This window comes from Microcystis sp. LE19-8.1F (genome assembly GCF_027531715.1).
GTDB classification, from domain to species: domain Bacteria; phylum Cyanobacteriota; class Cyanobacteriia; order Cyanobacteriales; family Microcystaceae; genus Microcystis; species Microcystis wesenbergii_A.
In genome coordinates this window covers 1-11,861 of sequence record NZ_JAPZSO010000175.1, presented here as the reverse complement: position 1 = coordinate 11,861, position 11,861 = coordinate 1, and the positions used below count along the sequence as shown (strand labels likewise).

Below are 11,861 nucleotides of genomic sequence, written 5' to 3'. Positions count from 1 at the left end.
CGGGAGACGGGAGACGGGAGACGGGAGACGGGAGACAGCTATTAGGGATCGGATTTGAGTTTTCAGTTCACTGTTTCCTCACACCAGAAGTCTGACGGAGTAGTGGCTTAGATGTGTAATTAATTTTGCTTAGGTACTTAGTAAAAGCTAATATTAAAATTCCCCCCGCCATTAATGGTATTATATTGCGATTGTAATTCATGACAACTACTTAGATATTTGATCGGTTTTATCGTAGCACTGTTATTATAATCCTGTTTAAAAAGTATAGGAAAGTTGGGAGTGGGGAGAAACAATCAATAACTGAGTTTTTAAAGTTCGATTCGGAGTTAATAATACTATTAAAGGTATGAGGACTTTAACTAGGGGAGAGAAGGAAGGTGAGAGGAACCATTCAAGATAAAGCTGCGATCGCTTGTTCTAGGGCCAGGGAAATATGAGTCCAATGGGTTCCCCCCTGACAAAAAACGATATAGGGTTCCCGTAGGGGTCCATCGGCGGAGAATTCCGAGGTGCTACCATCGATAAACGTGCCACCGGCCATCACTACTTGGCTCTCATAGCCCGGCATTTGGGCAGGAATGGGGTCCAAGTAGGAACCGATGGGAGAATAGGCTTGAATGGCTTTACAGAAGGCGATCAGCTTATCGGGGGAACCGAGTTTAATCGCTTGAATAATATCGCGTCGAGGCACAAAAGGAGCAGGATTGACCGGATAACCCAACTTATCGCCCACATAGGCAATTAAATGACTGCCTTTCATCGCTTCTCCCACCATTTGCGGCGCTAGAAACAATCCCTGATAAAGAAGACGATTTTGGTCAAAAGTTGCCCCTCCCTCCCTACCGATCCCCGGTGCTGTCAGACGGTAGCAGGCCATTTCTACTAATTCCGCTTTACCTGCTATGTATCCCCCGGCCGTGACGATTGTACCTCCGGGATTTTTGATTAGAGAACCGGCCATCAGATCTGCCCCCACGTCGGTGGGTTCTTGGGTGTTGATAAATTCTCCATAGCAATTATCGACAAAACAGACCGTATTCGGGTTTTGTTGTTTAACTATACGGACAATTCTCTCGATTTCGTCAATAGACAAACTCGATCGCCAGGAATAACCGCAGGATCTTTGAATATGTACTAAACGGGTTTGGGGTTTAACTGCTGTTTCTAAAGCCAACCAATCGATCGCACCGGTAGAATCTAGCTCTAATTGCCGATAAATAACGCCAAAATCCTTTAAAGAGCCTTGACCACTGCCCCTAATCCCGATTACTTCCTCTAGGGTATCGTAGGGCGCACCCGCTACCGCTAACATCTCATCCCCCGGTCGAAGAACCCCATACAAGGCACAGGCGATCGCATGGGTTCCCGAAACAAATTGTACCCGCACCGCCGCCTTTTCGGCCCCCAGGGCTTGGGCGAACACTTGATCTAAAGTATCCCGTCCCAAGTCATCATGACCATAACCACTAACACTAGCAAAATGATGCACCCCGACGCGGTTTTCACGGAAAGCAGCGAGGACTTGACGGAGATTTTCCTTGACCTGTGCGTCAATTTCCGAAAAGATGGGGAGTAAGGCCTTTTCTGCCCTGTGGAGTAGAGGGGGGATATCCATCAAACAATAGACTGTGATATTTGTTACTATTCATTAAGCGTCAAAGTTCCCCCTGTGTCAAATCGAGACGGATAAGACAATGATGCTCTGTCTCCTGTTGTTTCCCTTTGGGTTATTCAATGACTGTTGCGACTTCCGAAAAACTTCCCATCGACTGGGTGACTCTCATCTACATGGCTTTTATCCACTTAGTGGCTCTTTTAGCCTTCTTGCCTGGCAATTTTAGCTGGGGTGCTGTGGGAGTGACATTGATTCTTTATTGGATTACCGGGGGTTTAGGAATTACCCTCGGTTTCCATCGTTTGGTTTCCCATCGGAGTTTTAAGACTCCCAAATGGTTAGAATACTTTCTGGTTTTGTGCGGGACTCTCGCTTGTCAGGGGGGTGCGATCGCATGGATAGGTTTACATCGTATTCATCATAAATATTCTGATACTGCTCCCGATCCCCACGATTCTAATAAAGGTTTCTGGTGGAGTCACATGGGTTGGATGCTGCACGAAATTCCTGCCGATGAAGAAATTGCCCGTTTTACCCAAGATATCGCCGACGATCCTTTCTATAAATTCTGTCAAAATTATTTTGTTCCTATCCAAATTGTTTTAGGCTTAATTCTCTATGCTATGGGTGGTTGGCCGTTTGTAATTTGGGGAATTTTTGTTCGCTTGGTCTTAGTTTTCCACTCCACTTGGTTTGTCAACAGCGCCACCCACAAATTTGGTTATGTTAGCCATGAATCCCACGATAATTCTAAAAATTGTTGGTGGGTTGCCCTCTTAACTTTCGGTGAAGGTTGGCACAATAATCACCATGCCTATCAGTATTCTGCCCGTCATGGCCTACAATGGTGGGAAGTTGACCTGACTTGGATGACCATTCGTCTGCTGCAAATTCTAGGATTAGCTACTAATATTAAGTTACCCCCCACCACGGCAACGGCGACAGAAAGTTAGTTTTATCCAGTTGTTAAATAGATTATAATCTAGCCGAACTTAAGTTTAAGTTCGGTTATTTTTTCTCCGACTTAACCCAAATCTGACGGCTTTTCCCACAGCACAACTGAGGAATATAGGTACGGCGAATCCTCCCCCAAAAAACGAAATCATTGATAGGATAAACTTGATTATTTCCTCCTCTGCCGAACATTGACTGGGGAAAGCGCAACCCATCGGGCCAACAGCGAAGGATAACCAAGCAAAAACGAAAAAACACAGGGGAAATAAGAGGCAAAAAACCAGACCCCCCGCTAGACAGCCTAATCCATCGGCTTTTCTATGCGATTTCTTCTCTGTGACCATCTCTATCGCCGACCTTTTCTAAGCAATAGCACAAAAAAGTCAAAATAGCAACTTTTTTAATAAATATTTAATATTTACGCTGATGTGCCGGAAAGACCCCAGAGAACGTATATTAAAAGCTAATCCCCAAATTATAGTAAGTTTCTATGAAAAAAATCTCGATTTTAGGCTCTACAGGCTCGATCGGTACTCAAACTCTCGATATTGTCACCGATCATCCCGATAAGTTTCAAGTGGTGGGATTAGCCACGGGTAATAATATTCAACTACTATCGGAGCAAATTCGGCAATTTCGCCCGCAAATCGTGGCGATTAATAACGAAAGTCAACTAGAAGACCTAAAAAGCCTAATTTCCGACCTTGACTATACCCCGATTATCCTAGCAGGAAAGGAAGGAGTAATCGAAGTGGCCCGTTATGGCGATTCCGAAAGCGTCGTCACGGGAATTGTCGGTTGTGCGGGATTGCTGCCCACGATTGCCGCTATTACTGCCGGTAAAGATATCGCCCTCGCTAATAAAGAAACCCTGATTGCTGGCGGTCCGGTGGTGCTGCCTTTAGTGGAAAAACACCGAGTTAAATTATTACCTGCCGATTCGGAACATTCAGCTATTTTTCAATGTTTACAGGGAGTTCCCACTGGGGGATTAAAAAAGATTATTCTCACCGCTTCTGGGGGTGCTTTTCGGGATTTACCGGTGGAAAAATTGCCGCAAGTAACCGTAGCTGATGCCCTGAAACATCCTAACTGGTCGATGGGCAGAAAAATTACCATCGATTCGGCTACTTTAATGAATAAAGGTCTAGAAGTTATCGAAGCTCATTATTTATTTGGTGTAGATTATAATGCGATCGATATTGTTATTCATCCTCAAAGTATTATTCACTCTTTAATTGAGTTACAGGATACCTCGGTTTTAGCTCAATTAGGCTGGCCAGATATGCGTTTACCCCTGTTATATGCCTTGTCTTGGCCCGAAAGAATTTATACCGATTGGGAACCTTTAAATTTAGTTAAAGCCGGCAGTTTAACTTTCAAAGAACCCGATCATCAAAAATATCCCTGTATGGGATTAGCCTACGCAGCCGGCCGCGCGGGTGGGGCAATGCCGGCAGTATTAAACGCGGCCAATGAACAAGCGGTAGCATTATTTTTAGAAGAAAAGATTAGTTTCTTAGATATTCCCCGGGTGATCGAAAAAGTTTGCGATCGCTTTGTAATTCATAACAGTTCTACCCCTAGCCTAGATGACATTTTAGCCGCCGATAGTTGGGCGCGTCAAGAAGTATCTAACTGTCTGATTGCCAATCTGGTCTAGATAGTCTAGATCCTGTAGGGATGTTAACTATAATGTCTCTAAAGGTCTAGGATAGAAAAATAACTAATTTCGGCTATTTTTTCTATTTAACTAGATTTATGATGATCATGACAAGAGTTGATAACCTTCAATAAACCTCTTGGCTAATTAATTTTTTAGGTTTCAAAACCAGCAAAAATAAGGATTAAATTGCCTAAAATCAGGTGCATCTTATGCCATTTTTCTAAAGTAATGGCAAAGATGGTTAATTACCCTCACCCCGAACCCCTCTCCCAGAAAGGGAGAGGGACACGAATAAAGAAAAATGGTATCACACTTACAGAAATACCGACAGTCAGCAATTATCTGTGACTCTTAAATGATTACAAATGTGTCAGCAGCTGCGTGTAAGCATCTCACCGAAAAGCTAATGCGCTCCGGGGTTTGGGTAGGGTTGATTCATGAATCAACCCTACCTTGAATCAACCCTACCTTGAATCAACCCTACCTTGAATCAACCCTACCTTGAATCAACCCTACCTTGAATCAACCCTACTATGAATCAACCCTACTATGAATCAACCCTAGGGGTTTGGGGGGTAGAACCCCCCAAAGGTTTGGATTGAGTGATAAAATCGGAAATGACGCTCAATTTTAGCAGGGAGTTTCCCCTTAAAAATCCCAACTCAGTAGATTTACAAAAATGAGATGCACCCATAAAATCTGTAAATATAGCGTTTCTGATTCACAAGAGGTACATTCCCGATCCTGAACAGCTTAATCAGCAAAGGTTTAAGTGTGCCGCACAGATGCGAGAACCGCTATAGACCATTTAATTGATTATTATTGATTCTTAATTCTCCTGACTACCGACTCCTAACAACAATTTTTTATTTTTACCAGAGGTCTAATGACCCTGAAACTTTCTCAAAAATAAGATAAAATAAACAAGATAGCGATTATTACTTTTAATTTTCTATGGTTACAACTTCTCTATCCCTCCCCGAAATCGCCAGAGAAACCCGTCAAGCGAGTCGTCAACTGGCCATCCTGACTAACGAAGAAAGGAATGAAGCTTTAGAGGCTATTGCTGAGGCTTTAACTGCCAATGCTGATAAGATACTAGACGCTAATATGGTCGATGTTCAAACTGCCAAAGCGATGGAATTATCCCCCGCTTTATGTGCGCGATTAGAGTTAAGTTCCAGCAAATTAAAAGCCGCTATTGCCGGGGTGCGAGATGTGGTTAAATTAGCAGATCCTTTAGCTACGATGCAAATTAATCGGGAATTAGATCAAGGTTTAATTCTTCAGAGAATAACCTGTCCTTTAGGGGTTTTAGGTGTTATTTTTGAAGCTCGTCCCGATGCTTTAATTCAAATTACCAGTTTAGCGATTAAATCCGGTAATGGCGTTATTTTAAAAGGGGGGAAAGAGGCGCTCCGTTCTTGTCAAGCTTTAGTAACAATTATTCATCAGGCCTTGAGTCAAACTAAAGTTAATCCGGCGGCGGTACGATTATTAACAACACGAGAAGAAATTCAGGAACTATTAAAACTTGATCAATACATCGATTTAATAATTCCTAGAGGTTCTAACGAATTTGTGCGTTATATCCAAAATAATACCCGCATTCCTGTCCTCGGTCATGCCGATGGGATCTGTCATCTCTACATCGACAAAGAAGCCGATTTAAGCAAAGCAATTAGGATTACCGTCGATGGTAAAACCCAATATCCTGCCGCTTGTAATGCCATTGAAACTTTATTGGTTCATCAAGACATCGCTAGACAATTTTTACCCGCAGTGGCCCAGGCATTAGAGGAAAAAAAGGTTAAATTATTAGGAGATGAAGCAACTCGTCAGATTATTAACGTGCCATCGGCCGCAGAACAGGACTGGCAAACCGAATATAGTGATTTAATTCTGTCAATTAAAATTGTCGATAGTCTAGAATCGGCCATCGAACATATTAATTATTACGGTTCTCGACACACGGAAGCCATTGTCAGCGAAAATTTTAACACGGCCAAAACCTTTAGCGATCGAGTTGATGCCGCCGGAGTTTTTCATAATTGTTCCACGCGATTTGCCGATGGTTTCCGTTACGGTTTCGGGGCCGAAGTGGGTATCAGTACCCAAAAAATGCCTCCCCGCGGTCCGGTGGGATTAGAGGGATTAGTGACCTACAAATATCAATTAGTGGGAGATGGTCATATTGTCGCCGATTATTCTGGGGAAAATGCCCAATCTTTCACTCATAAGGATTTATAGTCGAGAAAAAAGCCGATGTTTACAGGATTAATTCAAGCCTTGGCAACGATTCGGGTCGTGGATACCGATAGACTCTATTTGTCTGTATCCTCTGATACAATTCTCCGAGATTTAATGATTGGTGATAGTGTGGCTGTGGATGGGGTTTGTTTGACAGTCGAGGAAATTCTCCCAGAGGGTTTTCTGGCCACCGCTTCCTCGGAAACCCTACAGCGCACTACTTTAGGACGAAGAATTCACACGGAAACCAACGTTAACCTAGAAACCTCTTTGCGGGTGGGTAGTAAAATCGGCGGTCATTTTGTCACCGGCCATGTGGACGGTATTGGTTGTTTAGTCGAATCGATAATCGTGGCTAATTCGTGGGAAATGACCTTTGCTGCTCCTAGTTCCCTAGAAGACCAGTGGAATAACTACATAGCTCGTTATATCGTCGGTAAGGGCAGTATAGCTGTTAATGGGATTAGTTTAACCGTGGCCGATTGTGATGCCTCCGGCAGCTGGTTTAAAGTGGCTGTCATCCCCCACACCTACGCCGAAACCAATCTTTCCCATTTAAAATTAGGCGATTGGGTGAATCTAGAAGGGGATATTTTAGGCAAATATGTGGAAAAATTGCTAGGAATGCGCTCTTATCACGCTCCTAGCGAGATTAGCCTAGAATTTCTGACTGAACATGGTTATTAGTTTTCCAGAAAAAGCCTTTTCAACATATAAATTTATTGGCAATTTATCCATTAATTTTAGTTTTAAAATTGCCAACCTTCCCGCTCCATTAAACCCTGAACATTGGTACAATCGATAGAAAAGTGTTGACAGACTGTGGGGATTTTGGGAGCATTAGGCTTCAAGGCTTCTTCGGTAATTACGCAACCGTCTTTTATCTTGGCACAGGCAATAATAAATGGGTCAGCCACTGGCTTTCCTTGTAATCTTGCTTTTTCACTCACTAAATCCTTAAAGTTTCTTATAGAAAAAATTTCAGCAATAAATAAAGTTTCCTGAGCAGTGGGTGGTAAAAATATTTGTTTATTGGAGTCTATCCAATCTAAAACAAATTGTTTATTATTGCCCTATTCTACTTCTTTAAGCACTTCGCGTACTGATTCTAGTTTACCTTCTGACACAAGCAAATCGATTTTTTGCCAAACGGTAGGAAAACTTTTGGGAAAATAGTTTCCTAAAACCTTAAAACTACTTGTGTCAAAAATGTAAACCATCAAAACAGTCCTTTGTCTAATAAATATTGTTCAAGTTTTTCCACCGTAGCAACTTTTTTAATGTTTAGATAATCAGCAACACGCTCGATATCGTATTGGCCTTGATAGTATTTATTGAACACCAGTTTTAGGTAATTTTCTCCCAAATATGTCGCCTGATTAGCATAGGGATTACCTCCAGATTTTTTATTTTTGTCCTGACTTTTTCCCACCTGCTCACTGTACCACTCGTTTACTTTAAGAGTATATTCTTTCTGAGAAATAAAGTTATTATCTAATAGTTTTCGTAGAACTACTTCTCGACTAACCTTATAATCACTGGAAATTTTCGAGATAATTTTATCGTTAACTATTGTTTCTCTGATTATCTCAGAAAAAACATGATTAGGAAGCAAAAACTCCGCAGCAAATTTATTACAAAATATCTCGATATATTTATTTTCTCCTTGCAAACTATTAATATATCTATCGTTAGACTTAGTAATTCCATTAGTCTGCAAAAGAATATGTGCTAATTCATGAAAAATGGTAAATATTTGTCTAGATTTTTCCGTGCTATTATTAAGATAGATGATCGGAAATTCAATATCTATCAAGCAAAATCCCGAAATTTCTCGCTGCTTAAAAGAACGCTTAAAAATAAAAATACCAGCTTCTTCCACGGCACTCCGCCATTTTTTTAAGGCAGTTTCCTGATCATTCCAGGTCAGTTGTTCTTCTAGAGTAACGTTTAAATAATTTCTGATCTGTTCGGCTAATATCCTTAAATCATCACTAGAGCTAACCGCAATATCCTGAAAGATTTTCTTGGTACTAGGATTAATACCATTATTAATTTCCTGTAGCGACAATTGCATCGCTTTTGCTTGTCGTAAAGCATAGATAGTATCGGCGGCCAGGTTTTCGATTTCAAAGTCTGGCAAAGTTATAAATTCTTGTTTTTCCTCCGCTTCTAGGGGAGGTTCTGGGAAAAAGAATAAAGCGAGAGGACGTTTATATATTTCTGCTAACTTTTCCAATTGACTATAGGTAGGAAAGTCCTCTCCTGACTCCCATTTCTCGATAACAGAAACATCTTTTTTCAACTTGACCGCCACAGACTCAAGAGAATATCTCGCCCTTTCTCTTGCCCATTGGATTATCTTGGGATTAACGCCTGTCAGTTTCTCGCCCATCACTTTATCTTATCATCACCAGATAGAGATTTCTAGCTTAATTTAGCTTGTGCAGTAGTCTAAGTGTACTAAATAATCGGACAGAATAGAGACAATATACTGAGTTCTGGATAGGTCAGTGAGGGATTGATAACTTTTTCCTATATAAAAAACCGGTGAAAAGCTTGACATTAGCCAAAATCCCCAGACAATGTTAAGTTAAATTAACCAATAGCCTAGGCTTGTATTTAAGGAAAACCCCTTATGGTAGCAACACCAGTTCAACAGAAATACGACATCAAAGATATTAGTTTAGCCCCCATCGGCAAACAGCGCATCGAATGGGCCGGACGGGAAATGCCCGTTTTGCGTCAATTAGCCGAACGTTACGCCATCGAAAAACCCTTTGCTGGACTGCGTTTAGTCGCTTGCTGTCACGTTACCACCGAAACCGCCAATTTAGCCATCGCACTCAAGGCCGGTGGCGCCGATGCGTTACTGATTGCCAGTAATCCCCTTTCCACCCAAGATGATGTGGCCGCTTGTTTAGTCGCTGATTACGGCATCCCCGTTTATGCAATCAAAGGGGAAGATAACGACACCTATCACCGTCACGTTCAAATCGCCCTCGATCATAAACCCCAGATTATCATCGATGATGGTTGTGATGTGGTGGCCACTCTAGTTAAAGAAAGAAGTCACCAATTACCCGACATTATCGGTACTACCGAAGAAACTACCACCGGTATCGTCCGTTTGCAAGCCATGCTCAAAGCTGGGGTGTTATCCTTCCCCGCAATGAACGTTAACGACGCAGAAACCAAGCATTTCTTTGATAATCGCTACGGTACAGGTCAATCTACCCTTGATGGTATCATTCGCGCCACCAATATCCTCCTTGCCGGTAAAACCGTGGTTGTGGCTGGTTATGGTTGGTGTGGTAAGGGTGTCGCTATGCGGGCCAAAGGTTTAGGCTCTAATGTAATTGTCACCGAAATCAACGCCGTGCGTGCCATTGAAGCGGCGATGGACGGTTTCCGGGTTATGCCCATGGATGAAGCCGCCAAAGAAGGCGATATCTTCATCACCGTTACTGGTAACAAGCACGTTATCCGGGCTGAACATTTTGACCTGATGAAAGATGGGGCGATTGTTTCCAACTCCGGTCACTTTGATATTGAAATCGACCTGCAAGCTTTAGGCGCAAAAGCCGATAATGTTAAGGAAGTTCGCAACTTTACCCAACAATATAGACTAAAAAGCGGTAAATCCGTCGTTGTTATCGGTGAAGGTCGCCTAGTTAACCTGGCAGCCGCCGAAGGTCATCCTAGCGCCGTTATGGATATGAGTTTCGCTAACCAGGCGATCGGTGTAGAATACTTGGTTAAAAATCAAGGTAAATTAGCCCCCGGTATCTACTCGATTCCCTACGAATTAGACCAAGAAATCGCCCGCTTGAAACTGCAAGCCATGGGTATTGAAATCGATACTCTCACCGAAGCCCAATTAGAATATATCAACTCCTGGACTTCTGGAACCTAATATCAGTTATCAGTTATCAGTTATCAGTTATCAGTTATCAGTTATCAGTTATCAGGTGTGAGTTTTCAGTTTTCAGTTCACTGATTACTGTTTACTGAAAATACTTCCCCCACTCCCTTTTTTTACTTTTAAACTGTTTTCTAAATCCTAAAAAATTATGACTGAATGGATTACAAATACAATGACTTCTATGGGCTATTTAGGCATAGCCCTATTAATGTTTTTAGAGAATCTTTTTCCGCCCATTCCCTCGGAATTAATTATGCCCCTAGCGGGTTTTACCGTCCATGAGGGACAAATGGAATTTATTCCGGCAGTGGTAGCGGGGATTGTCGGAACCGTAGTCGGAGCGCTACCTTGGTATTATCTCGGTCGCGTTGTGGATGAGGAAAAAATCGAAAAACTAGCCGATAAATACGGCAAATGGATTACCGTTTCCGCTAAAGATATTCAAAAAGCAAATCAATGGTTTAACCGTCACGGTAGTAAAGCGGTTTTACTCTGTCGTTTGGTCCCCGGAGTGCGAACTTTGATTTCCCTACCCGCCGGGATGAATCACATGGCGATGATTCCCTTTTTAGTTTACTCCACCATCGGCACGACCCTCTGGGTCGTTTTTTTAACGGCAGCAGGTTACTTTTTAGGGAAAAATTACCCCCTTGTGGAAGAATATCTGGCTCCTGTGTCAAAAATAGCTCTACTTGTCCTCGTTATCTGGTTTATCCTCTGGATTATCCGCAAACGTAACCGCCGGTACGAGTAAATGTTGATGATAGGTGGTGCGTTACGACGGATTGTCACCTTCCAGTCACAGCGGCAATTTTTGCCGTCTAACGCGCCCTACGTTTTACTACCGACAACCCTGCGGCAACGGTATCTAATCACCCCGGCTACTCAAGGCGGCCGTGATCAGCAAATAGGCCAGCGTCACCCCGATACTGATTTGGAAGGAATAGGGAGCGGGGTAATGATTTGGTAGTAGTGGCGTAGCCCTCTTGCTTATCCGGTATGAAGTGTGTCAAATATTTATTAATAAAAATAATTGGAACCCGATCAGTCTTTATACCTCTAGCTTGATCATGACTTTTCTGATAAATATCTTTTTGTGGCTCCTGTCTGGCTTACTCAAATATCAGTCTAGCACCGAACAAAATCACCCCTCTAGTCCGACTCTATTCCCCTGTCCGGTGTTGTGGTTCTCACCATACTATCAAGAATGGTTCTATTCATAATAGACATCTCCAAAAATTTATAAGTCAGTCACAGCAAGGAAGACAGGCAGATTAGACCAAGAGTCAAAATTAGCTCTAAAAACGGATTAATCAGGGTTTAAAGAGACAAAATCGAATTTTGACGGAAAACTATGGCTAATTATAACGTCAATTACTTCCCCTGATTGCTCCCATTCTATTACTTCTAAAATTAGCGCACTAATTCTCAATCTTACTAAGCCACAA

Annotated in this window: 9 protein-coding genes and 2 pseudogenes; 8 read left to right on the top strand and 3 right to left on the bottom strand. The window is 42.3% G+C overall.

Translation table 11 applies throughout. The features are described 5' to 3' along the window. Positions 1–394: 394 nt before the first annotated feature. Positions 395–1,618: a methionine gamma-lyase family protein gene (locus tag O9334_RS16905; protein WP_045360689.1), complete on the bottom strand. Its 1,224-nt coding sequence runs from the start codon at positions 1,616–1,618 to the stop codon at positions 395–397. 119 nt (positions 1,619–1,737) lie between these two features. Here O9334_RS16905 and O9334_RS16900 point away from each other — a divergent pair, with 119 nt between their 5' ends. From O9334_RS16900 to O9334_RS16885, 4 genes are all read left to right on the top strand, one after another. Beyond that, positions 1,738–2,571: an acyl-CoA desaturase gene (locus O9334_RS16900; RefSeq protein ID WP_002748596.1), complete on the top strand. Its 834-nt coding sequence runs from the start codon at positions 1,738–1,740 to the stop codon at positions 2,569–2,571. Positions 2,572–3,062: 491 nt separating this feature from the next. After that, positions 3,063–4,235 carry a 1-deoxy-D-xylulose-5-phosphate reductoisomerase gene (gene dxr, locus O9334_RS16895; RefSeq protein WP_045360683.1) on the top strand — a complete coding sequence of 391 codons (1,173 nt, stop codon included), beginning with the start codon at positions 3,063–3,065 and terminating at the stop codon, positions 4,233–4,235. A 957-nt stretch (positions 4,236–5,192) separates the two neighbouring features. Next, positions 5,193–6,488, top strand: coding sequence for a glutamate-5-semialdehyde dehydrogenase (proA, locus tag O9334_RS16890; protein WP_190381306.1), 1,296 nt, complete (start codon positions 5,193–5,195; stop codon positions 6,486–6,488). Positions 6,489–6,503: 15 nt separating this feature from the next. Beyond that, positions 6,504–7,175, top strand: a complete 672-nt coding sequence (locus O9334_RS16885) for a riboflavin synthase (RefSeq protein WP_045360680.1) — start codon at positions 6,504–6,506, stop codon at positions 7,173–7,175. A gap of 62 nt (positions 7,176–7,237) precedes the next feature. Here the strand turns inward: O9334_RS16885 and O9334_RS23195 are convergent. Together O9334_RS23195 and O9334_RS16870 are read right to left on the bottom strand one after the other, a co-directional pair. Then, positions 7,238–7,708: pseudogene (locus O9334_RS23195) on the bottom strand (PIN domain-containing protein). Continuing rightward, a complete protein-coding gene (locus O9334_RS16870) occupies positions 7,708–8,883 on the bottom strand; it encodes an ImmA/IrrE family metallo-endopeptidase (protein WP_288001353.1) in 1,176 nt (391 codons plus the stop codon). The pseudogene O9334_RS23195 and the gene O9334_RS16870 overlap by 1 nt, the downstream one beginning before the upstream one ends. Positions 8,884–9,126: 243 nt before the next feature. Between O9334_RS16870 and ahcY the strand changes: the two genes are divergently transcribed. The 4 genes and pseudogenes from ahcY to O9334_RS16850 all read left to right on the top strand — a co-directional run. Next, positions 9,127–10,404 carry an adenosylhomocysteinase gene (gene ahcY / locus O9334_RS16865; RefSeq protein WP_002732258.1) on the top strand — a complete coding sequence of 426 codons (1,278 nt, stop codon included), beginning with the start codon at positions 9,127–9,129 and terminating at the stop codon, positions 10,402–10,404. A 157-nt stretch (positions 10,405–10,561) separates the two neighbouring features. Continuing rightward, complete coding sequence (locus O9334_RS16860; protein WP_002755550.1) at positions 10,562–11,167, top strand: DedA family protein; 606 nt, start codon at positions 10,562–10,564, stop codon at positions 11,165–11,167. Between the two features lie 6 nt (positions 11,168–11,173). Then, positions 11,174–11,383: a hypothetical protein gene (locus O9334_RS16855; RefSeq protein WP_288001352.1), complete on the top strand. Its 210-nt coding sequence runs from the start codon at positions 11,174–11,176 to the stop codon at positions 11,381–11,383. 100 nt (positions 11,384–11,483) lie between these two features. Next, positions 11,484–11,652 (top strand): annotated as a pseudogene (locus O9334_RS16850) (ISNCY family transposase); the annotation flags it as partial. Positions 11,653–11,861 lie beyond the last annotated feature (209 nt).